Source organism: Sphingomonas elodea ATCC 31461 (assembly GCF_000226955.1).
Classification (GTDB): Bacteria; Pseudomonadota; Alphaproteobacteria; order Sphingomonadales; family Sphingomonadaceae; genus Sphingomonas; species Sphingomonas elodea.
Window position 1 is genome coordinate 1 of the sequence record NZ_AGFU01000072.1, and the last position, 17657, is coordinate 17657.

The following is a 17657-nucleotide window of genomic DNA, read 5'->3' on the forward strand; positions in this document are numbered from 1 at the left end:
CTCCTCCTTGGAGGAGGGGTTGGGGTGGAGGGATTCCAGAACGCTTGTTGGTCTCTGCGAAACACAGCCCCACCCCGATCCCTCCCCTGAAGGGGAGGGGCTAGGAAACACGGCAGGCTGTGGTCACGTGCATGGTAGGCCAACGCTTGCGTAGCGCAATGCTCCCATGCATCGTTTCGCCATGGCCCCAATCCTCGCGTCCATCATGGCTCTGCTGCTTCCGGGAGGAAGTCCGCAGCCATACGTCGTCATCGTGCGGGGCCCTGCCGACGCTTGCTATGTTGAAGTTGCGGGACGAAAGCTGACGATCGACGAACTGCTCAAAGCCGCGCAGACGGAGGTCAGGAAGGGGCGACGGGCCCGCATCCTCACGGACATGAACAATACGCCCTATCGCTGTATCGGCGGGGTCATCTACACTTTGCAGATGGCGGGTTTCGACAAGGTCGATTTCGACGCGAGCGCCAAGCCAGTCAGTAGGTAACCTCCTCCACCCCTTACAACAAAACGGCCGGGGATCGCTCCCCGGCCGTTTCGTTTGTCGATCCCGAAAGGCTCAGGCGAACAGCTTCGCCCAGCCGCGCTTTGCGCGATCCTTCCAATAGCCGCGGTGATAGGCGTCGCTGGCGAGCAGCGGCATCACCGAACCGGCTTCCGCGAACACCATCTGCTCGATGCCGGTGTTCACCTTGCCCCAGCTGGCGGCTTCCTGCAGCGTCGAGGACGAGCAGGCGCCGTCGCGCACGTCGGCGACGGTGATCTGCACCGCATACTTGTGCACTTCCACATCCTCATGGCCGAGGATTTCGGCGCAGACGACGGTGTCCTGGATGAAGTTCTTCGGCACGCCGCCGCCGATCATCAGCAGGCCGGTGGTGCCCGCCTGGATCTTGATCTCGGTCAGCTCGCGGAAGTCCGCGACCGCGTCGATCATCAGATAGGGCTTGCCCGCCTTCATCTGGTCGACCTGGTGCTTGACGAGGCCGAAGCCGGCCGAGCTGTCGACGAACGCCGGGCAGAAGATCGGCACGTCATGCTCATAGGCGAGCTTGACCAGGCTGTTTTCCTTCTTGCCGTGCTCCGACAGATACTTGCCCATCTCGCGGATGAAGGCGCGGCTCGAATAGGCGCGCGGCTCCAGCTCGTTCGCGATCTTGTTGATCGTGAAGTCGCAGTCCTGGAGCTGCTCCTCGTCGATATAGGTGTCGTAGATGCGGTCGATGTAGAGCGAGCGCAGCGTGTCGTCGTCGGGGATCTCGAGCGCCTGATAGTGCTTGTGGCCCAGGCCCTCGAAGAAATCCATGTCGACGATGGTCGCGCCGGTGGCGACGATCACGTCGACCATGTTGTTGCGCACCAGCTCGGCATAGAGGTCCATGCAGCCGCCGGCCGAGGTCGAGCCCGCGATGACGAGGCAGACCGTGCAGTCCTTGTCGGCCAGCATGTCGTTGTAGATCTTGGTGGCGCGGCCGAGGTCGCGGCTGGTGAAGCTCATATCGGCCATCGCATCGACGATCGGGCGCGCGTCGAAGCTCTTGATGTCGATGTGCTTGACCTGCTTCGAAAGCAGTTCGGCCTTGCGGGTGTCGTTGATCGGGGCGTTGGCCGCCGCGGTCTTGGTGAGGCTGTCGGTCATGGGAACTCCCATTTTCACATGGCCGCCGTCATTCAAAGGGGACGCGGAAACCCATATATCCCCTCCCGCTTGCGGGAGGGGTCAGGGGAGGGGCTGTTCAGCCGCTCCCGATCAGGAACACGCCATGCCCTCCCCCGACCCCTCCCGCAAGCGGGAGGGGAGCGAGGTCGGATAAGACGTGCTGATTACAGCTTGACGACGTTCGACGGGGTGGCGGCGACCGCCTCGTCTTCGCCGGTGTAGAGCGAGACCATCGGCTCGTCGTCGACGATCACCGTATCGCCGGCCGTGAAGCCGTTGAAGCCGGTACGCATCGCCGCGCCGTACGCGCCGAGCATGCCGATCTCGATATAGTCGCCCGCCTGGATGTCGGCCGGCAGCTCGAACGGGCCCGCCATGCGATCCATGTCGTCGCAGGTGGGGCCATAGAAGCTGAAGCCCATGTCCTTGGCGTTCGAATCCGGCTCGCGCAGCAGGCGGACCGGGAAGCGCCAGCCGATATGGGCCGCATCGAACAGCGCGCCGTACGCGCCGTCGTTGATGTACAACTCGTCGCCGCGGCGACGCTCGACGCGCACGACCAGCGAGCTGTATTCGGCGCACAGCGCACGGCCCGGCTCGGCCCACAGCTCGGCCGAATAGGAAATCGGCAGGCTTTCGAAGGCGCGGTGGATCGTCGCGAAATAGCGCTCGAGCGGCGGCGGCTCCATGCCGGGATAGCTGGACGGGAACCCGCCGCCGACATCCACGACGTCCACGGTAACGCCCGCCTCAACGATGGCGACGCGGGCGCGCTCCATCGCATTGGCATAGGCTTCCGGCGACATCGCCTGGCTGCCGACATGGAAGCAGATGCCCAGGGCATCCGCCACCTGGCGAACCGCGATCAGCAGGTCCTTGCTTTCGCCCGGGCCGACGCCGAACTTCGACGCGAGGCTGAGCTTCGAGTGATCGGAGGAGACGCGAAGGCGTACGCACAGCGTGAGATCGGTGGCGCCCTTGGTGGCGCGCACGATCTTGTCCAGCTCTTCCATGCTGTCCAGGCTGAATACGCGAACGCCGTGCTCGAAATATGCCTCGGCGATGGCTTCCTCAGCCTTTACCGGGTGCATGAAGCACAGGGTTGCTTCCGGCGCGACACCGGCGACGAGGCGAACCTCGGCGATCGATGCGACGTCGAAATGCGTGATTCCGCTCTCCCACAGGATCTGGATCAGATCCGGCGAGGGATTGGCCTTCACGGCATACATCGAACGACCCGGGAACTTCTCGGCGAAGAACCGGGCCGCACGCGATGCGGCGTGCGGGCGGACGAGCGTTACCGGCTGGACCGGACGAAGCTTAGCGATGTCGGCTACTCGAGTGGTGCCGATCTGGGTGGTCGCTAACCCCAGCGCGCGATGATGCTTGTGCAACTCAAGGGACCTCCAAATGCCGTGAGGCAAACATTGACGAAAAGCTGCCTTGCGGTTGGAAGTCCCATGGGGCAGCGGAGGAGCGCACATATGCGCGTCGGACCCCGGTGTAAAGTGATTCTGGGGTCCGTTTTTCTACGGCGAGGGATGCACTGTGACGATTTTGCGACAGCCCACCCGCGCAGGGGTCCGCGACGCCGCCGCCAAGGTCGCGGCGATCCTCCCGCCCACGCCCTTGCTGGTGCAGGACGTGCGCGGCGTGCCGGTCGCGTTCAAGGCAGAAAGCCTGCAGCCGATCGGCGCGTTCAAGATCCGTGGCGCCTGGCACCGGCTGACCGCGCTCGACGAACGGGTGCGGGACAAGGGCGTCGTCGCCTTCTCCTCGGGCAACCATGCGCAGGGCGTCGCCTGGGCAGCGAAGCGGCTGGGGATCCCGGCGGTGATCGTGATGCCCGCGGATGCGCCGCGGGTGAAGCTGGAGGCGACGCTGGCGCTGGGCGCGGAAGTGGTGCGCTACGATCGCGCCACCGAAAGCCGCGAGAAGATCGCCGAGCAGCTCGCCCATGCCCGCGGTGCGGCGCTGGTGCCGAGCTTCGACGATCCCTGGATCATCGAGGGGCAGGGGAGCGCTGGCATCGAAGCGGCGCGGCAGATGGCCGAAGCGGGGCTCCCGGCGCCGGCGCGGGCGGTGGTTCCGTGTGGCGGCGGCGGCCTCTCCGCCGGGATCGCCCTGGCGTTGCCCGACGCTGAGGTGGTGCCGGTCGAGCCGGAAGGGTGGGACGACATGCGCCGCAGCCTGGAGGCGGGATGGATCGAGCCGGTCGGCCCGAACCCACCGCCGACGGTGTGCGATTCGCTGCAGACCCAACGTGTTTCCCCGCTGACCTTCGACGTGCTATCGCGTCGGGGCGCTACCGGAATCGCGGTAACCGAAGCCGAAATCCGGGCCGCGCAGCGCTGGGCAGCGGCAAAGCTCCGGCTCGTCGTCGAGCCCGGTGGAGCGGCGGGCATTGCGGTGTTGCTGGCCGGCAAGATCGCGATGGAACCCGGCACGCTCATATTGGTTTCGGGCGGAAATGTGGACCAGGAGGATTATGCGCGGACGCTCGGGGACACGGAATGATCGCGGCAATCCCGTCGGCGGCGCCATTGCCCGCCTTGCAAGCATCGGCACGCTCGCGCTCGGTCACTTCCTCTGGATCACGTTGCGGATCGCCTATCGCGGCGAGCCGCGGCTGGTCGCGGGCGGTGCCTGCGTCTTCGTCGCGACGGGGGTGACGCTATGGGTGGTGGTGACCTGAGCGGCCTTTCCGCGCTCTACCCGCTGGTGATGGGCATCGCCATGCTGGCGGTGCTGGCCCTTGCCTGGGGCGGGGTTGCCGTGCTGCGCCGGGGCGATCGGCAGCGCGGGGTGCTGATGTTGGTCTGCGCGCTGGTGATCCTGGGCAATGTGCTGATCTGGACGGTGTAGGAAGCCAGCGTCTGCGACATCTTGCGACCTTTTCCGGTTAGACCCCGCGCCGCCACCTGCGATACCATGCAGTCGCAGCAGGAGAGCCGGAATGCGCGCGATCGGATGGGTGTTGGCCGGACTGTTTCTCGCGGGGCCGCCTGCGCTTGCCCAGCAGCAGATGGCATCGCCGCCGCCCTCCGCCTTCGCGCCCAAGCGCGACCTGGCCTATGGCCCGCTGCCCGAGCAGAAACTGGATTATCACCCGCCCGTCGCCGCCACCCGCTCGCCGCCCCCGCTGGTCGTGTTCGTGCATGGCGGCGGCTGGGAGCGCGGCTCCAAGGACAATGCGACGGGCGTGGCCAAGATCCGACACTTCACCGGAGAGGGCTATGCCTTCGCGACGATCAACTACCGGCTGGTGCCCGGCGCGACCGTGGAGCAGCAGGCGCAGGATGTGGCGACCGCCATCGCCTGGCTGGTCGCGCATGCCCGGGAGCTCGGTTTCGATCCCGACCGCATGGTGTTGATGGGGCACAGCGCGGGTGCGCATCTCGCTGCGCTGGTGGGCACCGATCCGCGCTACATGCACGGGCAGGACCTGATGCTGGACCAGCTGCGCGGCGTGGTACTGCTCGACGGCGCCGCCTATGATGTGCCGGCGCAGATGGCGGCGGCAGGGCGCTTCATGCGGCCGATCTATACCAAGGCGTTCGGCAGCGATCCGGCGCGGCAGCGGGCGTTGTCGCCGATCGCGCATACCGCGGGGCCGAACGTGCTGTCGTTCCTGATCCTTCACGTCCGGCGTGACGACGGGACACGCCAGTCGGAAGCGCTGGCGGCGGCGCTGCGCGCGGAAGGATCGAAGGTGGAGGTCGAAGGCTTCGAGGGTCGGGGCCTGCGCGGCCATGTGGCGATGAACCGCCAGCTGGGCGAGGCGGACTATCCCGCTACCGCCGTGGTCGATCGCTGGCTCAGCGCGACCTTCGCGCCGCGCTGAGCCGCAAAGGTATTCAGCGGATCGGGCAGTTGGGATCGAGCCGCATGTCGAGATAACGGTCGACCGAGCCCATCAGCTGCTCCATCTCGTGCTCGAAGAAATGGTTCGCGCCCGGGATGGTGTCGTGGTGGATGGTGATGTGCTTCTGGGTGCGCAGCTTGTCGACCAGCTTCTGCACCGCGCCCGGCGTCACGACCTCGTCCTGCTCGCCCTGCACGATGATGCCCGAACTGGGGCAGGGGGCGAGGAAGGTGAAGTCGAACATGTTCGCCGGCGGCGCGACCGAGATGAAGCCGCGGATTTCCGGGCGGCGCATCAGCAGCTGCATGCCGATCCAGGCGCCGAAGCCGAAGCCTGCGACCCAGGTGGACGATGCCTCGGGGTGGAAGCTCTGCACCCAGTCTAGCGCGCTGGCGGCATCCGAAAGCTCGCCGATGCCGTTGTCGAACACGCCCTGGCTCTTGCCGACGCCGCGGAAATTGAAGCGCAGCGTGGCGAAGCCCCGGCGCTGGAAGGTCTTGTAGAGATCCTGGACGATGCGGTTGTTCATCGTGCCGCCCGCATTGGGATGCGGGTGGAGGATCATCGCGACCGGCGCGCGCGGGCGCGGGGCGGGGGCAAAGCGGCCCTCGAGGCGGCCTTCGGGTCCAGGGAAAATGACTTCGGGCAAGGCGGATCCTGTTCGATAGGGAGATGCGCGGTGGAGCGCAGGAACTTGGTCGCTATATAGGCAGCGGGTCCCTTCACGCAATTGGAACGCCATTGGCCGCTCGACTCTATCTGGATCATGCCGCGACGACCCCGATGCTGCCGCAGGCGGTGGCGGCGGTGATGGAGGGCATGGCGCGCTGGGCGAACCCCTCCTCGCCGCATGGCGACGGGCGGGCGGCGCGCGCGGCGCTGGAGGATGCGCGGCGGCGGATCGCAGCAAGCTATGGCTGGGCGCACGAACTGCTGCTGACCAGTGGGGCGAGCGAATCGCTGGCGATGGCGTTCGGCCGCAGCGTCGTCGAGCGGCGGCTGGTGACGGCGGTCGAGCATGATGCCGTGCTGCGGCTGGGTGAGGGCGCGCAGGTGCTGCCGGTGACCGCGGGCGGGATCGTTCGGTTGGACGCATTGGCGGCGGCGCTGGAGGGCGCCGGTCGCACGCTGGTCTGCGTGCAATGGGCGAACAGCGAAACCGGCGTGCGCCAGCCGATCGCGGCGATCGCGGCCACCGTGCACGGCGCGGGCGGACTGCTGCTGGTCGATGCCGCGCAGATGCCCGCGCATGCCGATGCCGAGGTGTTGCGCCATGCCGATCTGGTCGCGATTTCCGCCCATAAGCGCGGCGGTCCGCCCGGGATCGGGGCGCTGCTGGTGCGCGATCTCGGGTCGTTGATGCCGACGGGCGGGCAGGAAAAGGGCTATCGCGCGGGCACCGAGAACCTGCCGGGCGCGCTGGGCTATGCCGCTGCCGTGACGGTGCCGGAGGATCTGGTGGAGATGGCCCGGCTGCGGGTTCGGCTGGAGGCAGCGATCCTGGAAGCCGGCGGAGCGGTGGTGGGGGCGGAAAGCCCGCGCAGCCCGCTCATCGGTGCCTATCGGATGCCCGGCGTTTCCTCCGCCGCCCAACTGATCCGCTTCGACCTGGCGGGCGTCGCGGTGTCGGCGGGGAGCGCCTGCTCCTCGGGCAGCATGCGCCCGAGCCATGTGCTGACCGCGATGGGCTGGGCGGAGCCGGCGTTGCGCGAGGTGGTGCGGGTCAGCTTCGGGCGCGGCACGACGGAGGCGGACGTCGACTCCTTCGCCGAGCTGTGGCGCGCCACCTTTGCCGACGCGAAGGCGCGGGCGGCATGATCTATCTCGACTATCAGGCGACGACGCCGCTCGCGCCGGAAGCATTGGCGGCGATGCTGCCCTGGCTCGAATCGCAGCACGCCAACCCCCATTCCCCCCATGCGCCCGGTCGCGCGGCGAGGGCTGCGGTGGAAGTCGCGCGCGGGCAGGTGGCGGCGTTGCTCCCGGCCGGCGGGAAAATGGCGTTCACCAGCGGCGCCACCGAGGCGCTGAACTGGGCGATCAAGGGCACCACCGGACCCATCGTCACGCTCGCCACCGAACATGCTGCTGTGCTGGATAGCGTTGCGGCGACGGGACGTCCGGTGACGGTGCTGCCGGTGGGGCCGGACGGGATGGTCGACCCGGAGGTCGCGCGCGCGACGATCCTGCCGGGCACGGGGCTGGTCGCGGCGATGCTGGTCAACAACGAAATCGGCGTGATTCAGCCGATCGCGGAACTGGCGGAGATCGCCCATGCGGCGGGAGCGCTTTTCCTGTGCGATGCCGTGCAGGGCTATGGCCGGGTGCCGATCCCTGCCGGTTGCGATCTGGTGGCGATTTCCGCGCACAAGATCCACGGCCCCAAGGGCATCGGTGCGCTCTGGGTACGCGACGGGGTGACGCTGGCACCGCTGCTCCATGGCGGCGGGCAGGAGGCGCCGGGACGATCGGGCACGCTCTCGCCTGCGCTGTGCGCGGGATTCGGCGCGGCGGCGAAGGTGGCGGCCGCGCGGGGAGAACAGGATTCCGCCCATGTCGCACGGCTCTGGCAGACGGCGCGGCATTTGCTCGGCGAGATGTGGACCTTGAACGGCTCCGCGACGAACCGGTACCTCGGCAATCTCAACGTACGCCGCGACGGCCTCGACGTCGGGCGCCTGATGTCCGACCTGCGCGACATCGCCTTTTCCGCGGGCTCGGCCTGTGCGAGTGGCTCGGGGCGGCCGAGTCATGTGCTCCGGGCGTTGGGCCTGTCGGACAAGGCGGCGCGTTCCAGCATCCGGATCGGCTTCGGCCGCATGACCACCGAGGGGGAATTGATGACAGCACTCGATCGACTCCGTGCCGCCGCCGACGCCCAGCGGGGCGCCGCATGATCCGGATCCGGTTCGAAGGTGCGCGCGGCGGCGCAGTCCAGGAGGTCGTTGTCGCTCCGGGCGCGCGGTTGCTGGAGGTAGCGCAGAATGCGGGGCAACCGCTGGAAGGCACGTGCGAGGGGCAGATGGCCTGTTCCACCTGCCACGTGATCGTCGCGCCCGACGATTTCGCCCGATTGCCCGCGGCCAGCGAGGAGGAAGAGGATATGCTCGATCTCGCCATGGGCGCGGTACGGACCAGTCGGCTCGCCTGCCAGATCGTGCTTACCGATGCGATGGACGGGCTGACCGTGCGGATGCCGGCTGCGCACCGTGACATGCAGGGTCGGTGACGCTTACCAGTGGCAGCGCGGATCGCGGTCGTTCAGCTTGGCGAGCAGGGCCGCCATGTCCTGGGGCAGGCCGAGGTCCCGCGCATAGGCATTGGCCAATGCGCGGCCGATGCCGTCACCGGCGCGTGGCGCCTCGATGCGATAGGGAGTCGCAACGCTTGCCTCTTGGGCCTTTGGGGATGCCGTCTGAACCACGGCCACAAAACGGTCATGTGGCCGTTTCGTTGCCTCGGAGATCTGCAATTCGCCGCAGCTGTGTGGTTTTTGGACGATAGGGTGTCCTTGTGAACAATCCTGCACTCTCCGCGGCGCTGGAAAGGGTTAACGCGCACTCCTCCTTTCTTTCGATGGTGCTGGGCCGCGAGCGCGACATCGTCGACGATCTGGCGGGCGCGGTGGCCGATCCGATCGGAGTCGCGGCCGCACCGACGGCGGGCATGCCGGTGCCGCAGGCGCTGCGCGTCCAGCGCCGGCGGCTGGCGGCGATCGCGGCGATCGGCGATCTGGCCGGCGTCTATGGTTTTGGCCGGACGACCCGGCTGCTCAGCGACTTCGCCGATGACGCGCTGGACCGCGCGATCACCGCCGCCATTCGCGAGCGCACGCCCGATGCCGAACCCCGGGGCTTCGCCGCGATCGCACTCGGCAAGCAGGGCAGCCGCGAGCTGAACTATTCGTCGGACATCGATCCCATCCTGATCTTCGATCCCGCCACGCTGCCGGTAAAGCCGCGCGAGGTGCCGGAGGAAGCGGCGGTGCGGATTGGCCGCCGGGTGCTGGAAATCCTTCAGGCGCGCGACGGCGACGGCTATGTCCTGCGCGTCGACCTGCGGCTGCGCCCCTCGCCCGAGGTGACGCCGATCGTGCTGCCGGTGGAAGCGGCGATCAGCTATTATGAAAGCCAGGCGCTGCCCTGGGAGCGCGCCGCCTTCATCCGAGCCCGCGCCGCCGGGGGCGACCGGGCCCTGGGGCAGAGCTTTCTCGACGCGATCCGGCCCTTCGTATGGCGCCGTGCGCTCGACTACGGAACGATCCGCGAGATCCAGGAAATCTCCCGCCGCATTCGCGATCATCACCATCAGGGCCAGCGCTTCGGCCCCGGCTATGACCTGAAGCGGGGCCGGGGCGGCATTCGCGAGGTGGAGTTTTTCGCGCAGATCCACCAGCTGATCCATGGCGGGCGGGATCCGGCCCTGCGCGTTCCCGCCACCCGCGATGCGCTGGCGGCGCTCGCCGCGGCAGGGCGGATCGATGCGGAGGAAGCCGCTGCGCTGGACGCGGCCTATGTGCTGCTGCGCACGGTCGAGCACCGGCTGCAGATGATCGACGATCGCCAGACCCATACCCTGCCGAGTGATCCGGCGGCGCTCGACAATGTCGCGCGGCTGCACGGAGTGGACGACGGCGCGGCGCTGATCGCGCTGCTCCAGCCGCATGTCGAGCGGGTCGGCCGCATCTACGACGCGCTGGCCGAGGGCAGCGGCAGCGGCGTGCCCACCGATCCCGACCTGCTGCGCGAACGGCTGGCAAAGGCGGGCTTTCCCGATGCCGATGTCGCCCGCCGGGTGGTGGAGGGGTGGCGGGGGGCCACCTATCCGGCGCTGCGCAGCCCGGCGGCACAGAGCGCGCTGGAAGCGGTGCTGCCGACGCTGATGACGGGCTTCGGCGGCGCGCCCGACCCTCAGCATGCGATCACGCGGTTCGACGCGATGCTCAAGCGGCTGCCGAGCGCGGTCAACATCTTCCGCCTGCTGGAGGCGCAGCCGGCGCTCACCCGGCTGCTGAGCGCAATCCTCAGCCATGCGCCGACGCTTGCCGAGCAGCTCGGCCGCCGCGCAGAACTGCTCGACGGGCTGATCGATGCGAGCGCGCTGGCCCCGGTGGGCGAGGTGGCCGAGCTGATGGCGGCGATGGCGGCCGAGGAGCGCGGCGCCGATTATCAGTGGCGGCTCGAACATGTTCGCCGCATCGTCAACGAAAAGCGGTTCGCCCTCGGTGCGCAAATCGTGGCCGGGGTCAGCGACCCGCTGGCCGTCTCCGCCGGATATGCCCGGGTCGCCGAGGCCGCGATCGACGTGCTGGCGGCCGCGACCGTCGAGGAGTTCGCCAGCCAGCACGGGACGGTGCCCGGCAGCGAGCTGGTGATCCTGGCGCTCGGCCGGATGGGCGGCGGCGCACTCACCCATGCCTCGGATCTCGACCTGATCTACCTGTTCACCGGCGATTATGCCGCGGAATCGGACGGGCGCCGGCCACTGGGCGCGGTGACCTATTACAATCGGCTGGCGCAGCGGGTTACCGCCGCATTGTCCGTCCCGACGGCGGCGGGGCCGCTCTACGAGGTCGATACGCGGCTGCGCCCCTCGGGCACGCAGGGGCCGCTGTCGGTGTCGCTGGAGGGCTTTGCCGGCTATCAGGAAAAGGACGCCTGGAGCTGGGAGCATATGGCGCTCACCCGGGCGCGGCCGGTGTTCGGATCGGCGGAGGCGCGTGCGCAGGTGCAGGACATCATCACCCGCGTGCTGCACGGCGCCCGGCCGGCACGCGACATCCTGGCCGATGCCGCGAAGATGCGCGCCGACATGGCCGCGCACAAGCCGCCGGCGGGGCCGCTCGATGCCAAGCTGCTCGACGGCGGGCTGGTCGACCTGGAGTTCGCGGTGCACGTCCAGCAGCTCTGCCACCGCACCGCCTTCGACCCGCGTCTGGGCAATGCGATCGACGCGCTGGTGGGGCAGGGGCTTCTGCCGCCCGCGCTCCGGGGGGCGCATGATTTCCTCACCCGTCTGCTGGTGACGCTGCGGCTGGTGGCGCCCGATGCGCAGCCGCCGGGCGAGCGCACCCGCGCTCTCATCGCCCGCACGCTGAGCCTGCCCGATTGGGAAGCGGTGGTTGCGACGCTGGACGGGACGCGGCAGGAGGTGCGCCAATGCTGGGCCGCGATCCAGGCCGGCAACTGAAGGAGACCAGGCAATGAGCATCGAGCAGGGCGACGCGCTCCCCAAGGGCGCGCTGGTGGCGGCGGACGGCAGCGCGATCGCGCTGCCCGACTGGGGCGCAGGCAAGCCCTTCGTCCTCTATTTCTATCCCAAGGACGATACCTCGGGCTGCACCCGCGAGGCGCAGGATTTCACCGCGGTGATGCCGGAATTCACCGCGCTCGGCGTGAAGGTGCTCGGCATCTCCAAGGATCCGCCCGCCAAGCACCAGAAGTTCACCGCGAAGTACGACCTCACGGTCCCGCTCGCCACCGACGAGGACGGCGCGCTGATGGAAGCGCTGGGCGTGTGGGTCGAAAAGTCGATGTACGGGAAGAAGTATATGGGCATCGAGCGTTCGACCTTCCTGTTCGACGCTGGCGGCACGCTGGTCCGCGCCTGGCGCAAGGTGAAGGTGCCCGGCCACGCCGCCGAGGTGCTCGCGGCGGCAAAGGCGCTCGGGTGAGCGAACGGCGCAGCGTTGCGGCGGCGGTGCGGGCGGTGCTCGACGCCGCCGACCCGACCGAGAAGGTGATGGCCGCGCGGGCGGCGGCACGTGATTGGCGGCTTGGGCGGCTCGACTTCCGCTTCGACGTGGCGATGCCGGATCGTCCCGCGCGGCCCGACACGCCCGAACTGCTGCCGCCCAACCGGATGCCGAAGCGCGGGCGCGGCGGCTCCGAGCGCGGGCGGATCGCCCTGATCCATGCGCTCGCCCATATCGAATTCGTCGCGATCGACCTGGCCTTCGACCTGATCGGGCGCTTCGGCGGCGAATTCCCGGCGGCGTTCACCGACGAATGGATGCGCGTCGGCGCCGACGAGGCGATGCACTTCGCGCTGCTCGATCGGCGGCTGCGCAGCCTCGGCAGCCACTATGGCGCGCTGCCGGCGCATGACGGGTTGTGGGATGCGGCAACCGAGACCGCCTATGATGCAAAGGCCCGGCTGGCGATCGTCCCGATGGTGCTGGAAGCGCGCGGGCTCGACGTCACGCCCGCCACGATCGAGCGGTTCGAAGCTGCCGGCGACATGGTCACCGCCAGGATCCTGACGCGGATTGTCAACGACGAAGTGCGGCACGTCCGGGCCGGTACCGCATGGTTTGAGTCGGCCTGCGAGGCGGCTCGTTGCGTACCGGAAACGACTTGGCAAGATCTGGTGCGTACCCATTTCCGGGGTGCCGTTAAGCCGCCGTTCAACGACTCGGCGCGCGAGTCTGCCGGTTTGACGCGCGCATACTACCAAGCGCTTGCCGCCGGCTGATTATCCTCCAAAAGAGTCCCCAAGCGAGACGGAGAGGACAGGGGCTCACCTCCGTCGCGCATCATCCTGAAGCTGCGCGCCGGGTCGCACGGTGTTTGCTTCCATGAATTTGCCGGGGACTCATGGCCGTACCGTCCGAACGCAAGAACGATGATTTTGCCAGCAAGTTCCGGGACTTCTTCACCACGCGGGATGTGATCCTGCACGAAGGCGGCAAGCTCCGCCGGTTCAGCGTCGGCGGCCGTTCGCAGCTGCTGTTCGCCAGCGCCGCGGTGATGACCGTGCTGTTCTCCGGCTATGGCGTGTCGCAGGCGATGGCCGGTGCGATCGCCTACACCGCGCCGGTGGCGGGTTCGCCCGAGGCGCAGGTCGCCGCGATGCGGGCCGAGGTCGCCCGGATGCGCGCCGAAGTCGCCGCGGCCAAGGAAGCTGCCAGGCTCCAGGCCGCCAGGATCGAGCAGCGCCAGGCGGTGCTCAACGCCGTCGTCTCGGGCAAGGCCGATCGCTCGGTGCTCGAAGCCGATCTCCAGGCCGTGCCGCAGAATACCAGCGCGCTCGCCGACGAAATCGCCGCGCCGCTGAAGCAGGTGGAGGCGCGCCAGGTCGCGCTCGCCGTGCAGGCGCAGAAGGTGGGCGAGGCGCGGGTGCGCCAGGCGTCCGCCCGCATCCAGCATCTCGGCCTCGCGCCGCACCGCTTCGTCAAGGTCAAGGTCGCGATGGGCGGCCCCTATGAGCCGGCGAGCGACGAGGACGCGGCGGCTGCGACCACCGCGGATGCCGATGCGCAGTTCCGCAGCCTGTTCGAGACGTGGAAAAAGCTCGATTCGATCGAATCCGCGTCGATCTCGATCCCGTCGATGCAGCCGGTGCAGCATGTCAGCTTCACGTCGCACTTCGGCGTCCGCTCGGATCCGTTCCGCGGCACCGCGGCGATGCATGCCGGCGTCGACATCCCCGGTGAGATGGGCACGCCGATCTATGCGACCGCGGACGGCATCGTCTCGCATGCCGGTCGTCAGGGCGGCTATGGCAACCTGGTCGAGATCAATCACGGCCGCGGCCTCGAAACCCGCTATGGCCACCTCTCGAAGATCCTCGTTGCCGACAACAGCCGCGTCCGCCGCGGGCAGATCATCGGCCTTATGGGATCGACTGGCCGTTCCACCGGCACGCACCTCCATTACGAGGTTCGTCTCGACGGGCGCGCGATCAATCCGGTCCCGTTCATCCAGTCGGGCGAATATGTCGCCCAGGCGCCGGTGACCGGCGGTGGCGTCGGCGGTCCGCGCTGATCGCACCACTGCATTGCCGGACGGGCGCCGGCACATTATCTCGGCGCCCATGACGACAGCCCTCGATCCTTCTACCATTGCGCTGACGCCCGCCGCTGCGGCGCGCGTCGCAGCGATCGCCACCAAGCAGGCCAAGCCCGCGATCCTGCGGCTCTCGGTAGAAGGTGGCGGCTGTTCGGGCTTCCAGTATCGTTTCGGCCTCGCCGACGCGGTGGAGGCGGACGACACGATCGCCGAGGTGGACGGCGTGCGGCTGGTGGTGGATCCGATCAGCCTGGACTTGGTGCGCGGCGCGCAGGTCGACTTTATCGACAATCTCGGCGGCGCGCATTTCGCCGTGACCAATCCGAACGCGGCATCCGGATGCGGTTGCGGCACCAGTTTCTCGATCTGAGCGCAAGCCTTTGAAAATCGTCAGCTATAACGTCAACGGCATCAAGGCACGCATCGATCGCCTGGTCGAGTATCTCACCGAGCAGCAGCCCGACATCGTCTGCCTGCAGGAGCTTAAGAGTTCCGACGACACGCTCCCCGTCGCGGCAATCGAGACTGCTGGGTACGGTGCCGTCTGGCACGGCCAGAAGGGCTTCAACGGCGTCGCGATCCTCGCCAAGGGCCAGCAGCCCGTCGAGCGGCAGCGCGGCCTCGCGGGCGATCCCGAGGATGCGCACAGCCGCTATATCGAGGCCGAGGTGGGCGATCTGATCATCGGCGGCCTGTATCTGCCCAATGGCAACCCGCAGCCGGGGCCGAAGTTCGATTACAAGCTGCGCTGGATGGACCGGCTGTACGATCGCGCGGCGCAGCTGCTCGCCGAGGAGCGGCCGGCGATCCTGGCGGGCGACTTCAACGTCATCCCCAATGACGACGACACCTTCTCGATCCGCGCCATGGCCGAGGATGCGCTGATGCAGCCGGAATCGCGCGAGCGCTACCGCAAGCTGCTGGCGCAGGGCTGGACCGATGCGCTGCGCACCCGCTTTCCCAAGGGCGGCGTGTGGACCTTCTGGGACTATCAGGCGGGGGCCTGGCAGCGCGACGCGGGATTCCGCATCGATCACCTGCTGCTCAGCCCCCAGGCGGCCGACCGGTTTACCGGGGCGGGCGTCGACAAGGACTATCGCGGTCGCGAGAAGGCCAGCGATCACGCGCCGACCTGGGTGACGCTGCGCTGATCGCGCAAGCGCAGCGAGTCCGAATACTCAAATGGTGGCGGCGATGGTGAATTTCACCGATATTTGGTGAATTTTGCTGTGTTGTGGCGGTATTACACTTCAATGGCTTCAGCTAAGTAGCTGAAATGCAAGTATCTGTGAAACTGGCACGGCCCCTGCAAAGAACGAGGCACCGGCGAAAACGAAGGAACGTCGGACCTCGCAAGTACAGGAGCCTGACATGACCACGTATCGCAACACCAAGTTTTTCGGCCTGATCCCCGCCGCCGCGCTGCTCGCCACGACGCTGGCCGCCGCCGCGCCGGCCCATGCGGCCCCCGATCCCGAGCCGACCCCGGTGGCGATGAAGAAGGATGTGCGGACCTTGAGCCGTACCGCCCGCAACCTCGTCTGGTGCGTCCAGCGCAAGGCGATCGATACGGGCAAGACCACCAAGCAGTGCAAGACCCGCGAGAGCTGGATCCGCGAAGGCGCCGATCCCTTCGGCGAGTATTGATCGCCCCTAGCCGACCGACATCGAAAGCCAGACCAAAAACCCCCGCATCGCGTGCGGCGGATCGCCCCCGCACGCCCGTTTTCAGGAGTGAGACATGGCCAAGTTCGTTCGTACCGCTCGCATCGGCGCCATCCTGTTCGGCGCCTGCGCGCTGATCGCCGGCAGCGCGCTTCCCGCCAGTGCGGCATCGGATACCGAAGTGAAGCGCCAGGAAAGCCCGGCGAAGGTCGCGCCTGGCGCGGTTCGGGTGTGCATCCAGAGCGAGCCGGTGACCGGAAGCCGTATCGCGCGTCCGAAGGTGTGCAAGACCCGCGATCAGTGGATCAAGGAAACGGGCGTCGATCCGCTCGCGGACCGCTGAGCGCCGGCAGGCGGCGGGTTCCATCTGGCACCCGCCGCTGCCCGCAGGGTCAAAGCGCCTTCTGGTAGATCAGATATTCGCGGTTGATCTTGCTCTCGATCGCATCGGCGATTGCGATCATCCCCTGGTTGTCGTCCAGGATCCAGCCGATCTCGCCACGGCTCGCGCCATAGTTGGCCACCGATGCGCGGCGGATATACTCGATCATCATGAAGGCCAGCTGGCTTGCCATGCGCGAGCTTTGCAGGCGCTTCACCACGCCCATCAGCGGCACCCGCATCGTCCGCGCCTTCGGTTTGCGCAGCCACAGCAGCAGCTTCGCCCAGCCGAAGGGGAAGAGCGAGCCCTTCAAGGGCTTCAGCGGCTCGTTGAGGTCAGGCAGGGTGACCATGAACGCTACCGGCTCGCCGTCATATTCGGCGATGCGGATCAGATCGTTGAACACCAGCGGCTTCAGCTTCTTGCCGACATCGTCGATCTCGGGCTGGGTGAGCGGCACGAAGCCCCAGTTATCGCCCCAGGCATCGTTGAGGATGGCGAGGATGATCGCCGCTTCCTCGGCGAATTTGGACTTGTCGACTTCGCGCACGCGGATGCGGGCATTCTTCTCGCCGGCAGCGACGATGCGCTGTACGATCGGCGGGAACTCCTTGCTGATGTCCAGCTCATAGGTGACGATTTTCTTGGCCTCGGTATAGCCGAGCGCCTCGATCCAGCCCTGGTAGCGCGCCGGGTGATGGCCCATCAGCACGGTAGGCGAATGGTCATGGCCCTTCACCAGCAGACCGGGTTCTTCCCAGATCGAGAGGCTGACCGGACCCAGTGCCTTGGTCATGCCCTTGGCGCGCAGCCAGGCCTCGGCCTGATGGATTACCGCCGCGGCAACCTCGGCGTCCTCCGCCTCGAACAGACCCCAGAAGCCGGTGCCGGGGCCGAAACCCTGCTCGGGCGGCATCTGCAGGGCGAGCGTGTCGATATGCGCGGAGATGCGGCCGACAACCTTGCCCCCGCGCTCCGCCAGGAACAGCTGTGCCTCGGCATGGCTGAACCAGCCGTTCTTCTTCGGGTTGATCGTGCCGGCGACCTCGTCGCGCAGCGGCGCGACCCAGTGCGGATCGTCGCCGTTCAGGCGATAGGCGAGTTCGATGAATGCCTTGGTATCGGCCTTGCCCGAAACGGGCCGGACCTTCAGATCGGCACTAGCCACGATGCTTCCCCAGAAATTCTTGATACGGCGCAATGCAGTCTTGCGTCCGGAGGCGCCTGTCAAGCGGGAGGCGTGCAGCGCAGCGAACTGGCCCTTTGGTCGCCCTGTACTGCCACCGTATAGCCACTATC

General features: G+C 67.7%; 21 protein-coding genes. 16 read left to right on the forward strand and 5 right to left on the reverse strand.

Going from position 1 to position 17657, the window contains the following annotated elements; all coding sequences use genetic code 11:
- Positions 1–181: 181 nt before the first annotated feature.
- Positions 182–484 (forward strand): hypothetical protein, encoded by a 303-nt coding sequence (locus KK7_RS0117135; RefSeq protein WP_158000031.1) that lies wholly within the window; start codon positions 182–184, stop codon positions 482–484.
- Between the two features lie 72 nt (positions 485–556).
- On the opposite strand, the gene KK7_RS0117140 is transcribed toward KK7_RS0117135, so the two are convergent.
- Both KK7_RS0117140 and KK7_RS0117145 read right to left on the reverse strand, forming a co-directional pair.
- Positions 557–1636: a 1,9-bis(guanidino)-5-aza-nonane synthase gene (locus KK7_RS0117140; protein WP_010545877.1), complete on the reverse strand. Its 1080-nt coding sequence runs from the start codon at positions 1634–1636 to the stop codon at positions 557–559.
- 185 nt (positions 1637–1821) lie between these two features.
- Positions 1822–3051 (reverse strand): type III PLP-dependent enzyme, encoded by a 1230-nt coding sequence (locus KK7_RS0117145; RefSeq protein WP_010545878.1) that lies wholly within the window; start codon positions 3049–3051, stop codon positions 1822–1824.
- A 154-nt stretch (positions 3052–3205) separates the two neighbouring features.
- Here KK7_RS0117145 and KK7_RS0117150 point away from each other — a divergent pair, with 154 nt between their 5' ends.
- From KK7_RS0117150 to KK7_RS0117165, 4 genes are all read left to right on the forward strand, one after another.
- The gene (locus KK7_RS0117150; RefSeq protein ID WP_010545879.1) at positions 3206–4174 is read left to right on the forward strand and encodes a threonine ammonia-lyase; all 969 of its coding nucleotides are present in this window, start codon (positions 3206–3208) and stop codon (positions 4172–4174) included.
- Positions 4146–4352 carry a hypothetical protein gene (locus KK7_RS0117155; RefSeq protein ID WP_010545880.1) on the forward strand — a complete coding sequence of 69 codons (207 nt, stop codon included), beginning with the start codon at positions 4146–4148 and terminating at the stop codon, positions 4350–4352. The genes KK7_RS0117150 and KK7_RS0117155 overlap by 29 nt, the downstream gene beginning before the upstream one ends.
- Complete coding sequence (locus KK7_RS0117160; protein WP_010545881.1) at positions 4334–4522, forward strand: hypothetical protein; 189 nt, start codon at positions 4334–4336, stop codon at positions 4520–4522. Before KK7_RS0117155 ends, KK7_RS0117160 begins: the two co-directional genes overlap by 19 nt.
- Before the next feature lie 91 nt (positions 4523–4613).
- Entirely contained in the window at positions 4614–5501 is an 888-nt protein-coding gene (locus KK7_RS0117165) for an alpha/beta hydrolase (RefSeq protein WP_010545882.1), read from the forward strand.
- 13 nt (positions 5502–5514) lie between these two features.
- On the opposite strand, the gene KK7_RS0117170 is transcribed toward KK7_RS0117165, so the two are convergent.
- Entirely contained in the window at positions 5515–6264 is a 750-nt protein-coding gene (locus tag KK7_RS0117170) for an alpha/beta hydrolase (protein WP_083836133.1), read from the reverse strand.
- On the opposite strand from KK7_RS0117170, the gene KK7_RS0117175 reads away from it, so the two are divergent.
- The 3 genes from KK7_RS0117175 to KK7_RS0117185 are packed head-to-tail and all read left to right on the forward strand — an operon-like array spanning position 6264 to position 8751.
- Positions 6264–7340, forward strand: coding sequence for a cysteine desulfurase family protein (locus KK7_RS0117175; RefSeq protein ID WP_010545884.1), 1077 nt, complete (start codon positions 6264–6266; stop codon positions 7338–7340). The two genes, KK7_RS0117170 and KK7_RS0117175, sit on opposite strands and share 1 nt — an antisense overlap.
- Entirely contained in the window at positions 7337–8419 is a 1083-nt protein-coding gene (locus KK7_RS0117180) for a cysteine desulfurase family protein (RefSeq protein ID WP_010545885.1), read from the forward strand. The genes KK7_RS0117175 and KK7_RS0117180 overlap by 4 nt, the downstream gene beginning before the upstream one ends.
- Entirely contained in the window at positions 8416–8751 is a 336-nt protein-coding gene (locus tag KK7_RS0117185; RefSeq protein WP_010545886.1) for a 2Fe-2S iron-sulfur cluster-binding protein, read from the forward strand. Before KK7_RS0117180 ends, KK7_RS0117185 begins: the two co-directional genes overlap by 4 nt.
- A 3-nt stretch (positions 8752–8754) precedes the next feature.
- Here KK7_RS0117185 and KK7_RS22700 read toward each other — a convergent pair whose 3' ends face one another.
- On the reverse strand, positions 8755–8952 hold the full coding sequence (locus tag KK7_RS22700; RefSeq protein WP_158000032.1) for a hypothetical protein: 198 nt from the start codon (positions 8950–8952) through the stop codon (positions 8755–8757).
- An 83-nt stretch (positions 8953–9035) separates the two neighbouring features.
- On the opposite strand from KK7_RS22700, the gene KK7_RS21055 reads away from it, so the two are divergent.
- The 8 genes from KK7_RS21055 (at position 9036) to KK7_RS0117230 (ending at position 16319) form a co-directional block, all read left to right on the forward strand.
- Positions 9036–11711, forward strand: coding sequence for a bifunctional [glutamine synthetase] adenylyltransferase/[glutamine synthetase]-adenylyl-L-tyrosine phosphorylase (locus KK7_RS21055; RefSeq protein ID WP_040599023.1), 2676 nt, complete (start codon positions 9036–9038; stop codon positions 11709–11711).
- Between the two features lie 13 nt (positions 11712–11724).
- A complete protein-coding gene (locus tag KK7_RS0117200; RefSeq protein WP_010545888.1) occupies positions 11725–12195 on the forward strand; it encodes a peroxiredoxin in 471 nt (156 codons plus the stop codon).
- Between the two features lie 35 nt (positions 12196–12230).
- The gene (locus KK7_RS0117205) at positions 12231–12995 is read left to right on the forward strand and encodes a ferritin-like domain-containing protein (RefSeq protein WP_051121399.1); all 765 of its coding nucleotides are present in this window, start codon (positions 12231–12233) and stop codon (positions 12993–12995) included.
- A gap of 122 nt (positions 12996–13117) precedes the next feature.
- Positions 13118–14287, forward strand: coding sequence for a M23 family metallopeptidase (locus tag KK7_RS23635; RefSeq protein ID WP_010545890.1), 1170 nt, complete (start codon positions 13118–13120; stop codon positions 14285–14287).
- Positions 14288–14336: 49 nt separating this feature from the next.
- Positions 14337–14681, forward strand: coding sequence for an iron-sulfur cluster insertion protein ErpA (gene erpA, locus KK7_RS0117215; protein ID WP_010545891.1), 345 nt, complete (start codon positions 14337–14339; stop codon positions 14679–14681).
- A 10-nt stretch (positions 14682–14691) separates the two neighbouring features.
- Positions 14692–15462 carry an exodeoxyribonuclease III gene (gene xth, locus KK7_RS0117220; protein ID WP_010545892.1) on the forward strand — a complete coding sequence of 257 codons (771 nt, stop codon included), beginning with the start codon at positions 14692–14694 and terminating at the stop codon, positions 15460–15462.
- Between the two features lie 220 nt (positions 15463–15682).
- On the forward strand, positions 15683–15958 hold the full coding sequence (locus KK7_RS0117225) for a hypothetical protein (RefSeq protein WP_010545893.1): 276 nt from the start codon (positions 15683–15685) through the stop codon (positions 15956–15958).
- Positions 15959–16052: 94 nt separating this feature from the next.
- Complete coding sequence (locus KK7_RS0117230; RefSeq protein WP_010545894.1) at positions 16053–16319, forward strand: hypothetical protein; 267 nt, start codon at positions 16053–16055, stop codon at positions 16317–16319.
- A gap of 49 nt (positions 16320–16368) precedes the next feature.
- On the opposite strand, the gene KK7_RS0117235 is transcribed toward KK7_RS0117230, so the two are convergent.
- Entirely contained in the window at positions 16369–17526 is a 1158-nt protein-coding gene (locus KK7_RS0117235) for a hypothetical protein (protein WP_029623392.1), read from the reverse strand.
- Positions 17527–17657 lie beyond the last annotated feature (131 nt).

What these genes read in the sequence shown, in the direction of transcription:
- KK7_RS0117135 (WP_158000031.1), top strand. Translation starts at nt 182, where the DNA reads ATGGCCCCAATCCTCGCGTCCATCATGGCTCTGCTGCTTCCGGGAGGA.
- KK7_RS0117140 (WP_010545877.1), bottom strand. Translation starts at nt 1,636, where the DNA reads ATGACCGACAGCCTCACCAAGACCGCGGCGGCCAACGCCCCGATCAAC.
- KK7_RS0117155 (WP_010545880.1), top strand. Translation starts at nt 4,146, where the DNA reads ATGCGCGGACGCTCGGGGACACGGAATGATCGCGGCAATCCCGTCGGC.
- KK7_RS0117160 (WP_010545881.1), top strand. Translation starts at nt 4,334, where the DNA reads ATGGGTGGTGGTGACCTGAGCGGCCTTTCCGCGCTCTACCCGCTGGTG.
- KK7_RS0117165 (WP_010545882.1), top strand. Translation starts at nt 4,614, where the DNA reads ATGCGCGCGATCGGATGGGTGTTGGCCGGACTGTTTCTCGCGGGGCCG.
- KK7_RS0117170 (WP_083836133.1), bottom strand. Translation starts at nt 6,264, where the DNA reads ATGGCGTTCCAATTGCGTGAAGGGACCCGCTGCCTATATAGCGACCAA.
- KK7_RS0117180 (WP_010545885.1), top strand. Translation starts at nt 7,337, where the DNA reads ATGATCTATCTCGACTATCAGGCGACGACGCCGCTCGCGCCGGAAGCA.
- KK7_RS0117185 (WP_010545886.1), top strand. Translation starts at nt 8,416, where the DNA reads ATGATCCGGATCCGGTTCGAAGGTGCGCGCGGCGGCGCAGTCCAGGAG.
- KK7_RS0117200 (WP_010545888.1), top strand. Translation starts at nt 11,725, where the DNA reads ATGAGCATCGAGCAGGGCGACGCGCTCCCCAAGGGCGCGCTGGTGGCG.
- KK7_RS23635 (WP_010545890.1), top strand. Translation starts at nt 13,118, where the DNA reads ATGGCCGTACCGTCCGAACGCAAGAACGATGATTTTGCCAGCAAGTTC.
- erpA (WP_010545891.1), top strand. Translation starts at nt 14,337, where the DNA reads ATGACGACAGCCCTCGATCCTTCTACCATTGCGCTGACGCCCGCCGCT.
- KK7_RS0117225 (WP_010545893.1), top strand. Translation starts at nt 15,683, where the DNA reads ATGACCACGTATCGCAACACCAAGTTTTTCGGCCTGATCCCCGCCGCC.
- KK7_RS0117230 (WP_010545894.1), top strand. Translation starts at nt 16,053, where the DNA reads ATGGCCAAGTTCGTTCGTACCGCTCGCATCGGCGCCATCCTGTTCGGC.